1 protein-coding gene is annotated in these 239 nt (G+C 35.6%); it reads left to right on the forward strand.

The window, feature by feature from the left end; translation table 11 throughout:
• A partial coding sequence (locus ACFIKY_RS09230; protein WP_375661757.1) for a DUF3987 domain-containing protein occupies positions 1–239 on the forward strand: 239 nt, incomplete at both ends.

Below are 239 nucleotides of genomic sequence, written 5' to 3' on the forward strand. Positions count from 1 at the left end.
TTCGTTCTCTTTATGATAAACCGTTAGGCTCACCAAAGCATCCGATAACCATACGCTTTTCTGCTGAAGCTCAAGAAATGTTTCGTGTATGGTGGGAAAATTTTCAGAAAAAAATAAATAGTGGTCATTTCTCTACAAATTTACAATCGTATCTTTTGAAAATGGATAAAACCATACCAACCCTTGCGTTGATTTTTGAATTGACCGAAGGGGGTCGTTTTGAAATCAATAGAAATGCT

The sequence above is a fragment of the Bartonella sp. CR127HXZ genome (genome assembly GCF_042194555.1).
GTDB lineage: Bacteria > Pseudomonadota > Alphaproteobacteria > Rhizobiales > Rhizobiaceae > Bartonella > Bartonella grahamii.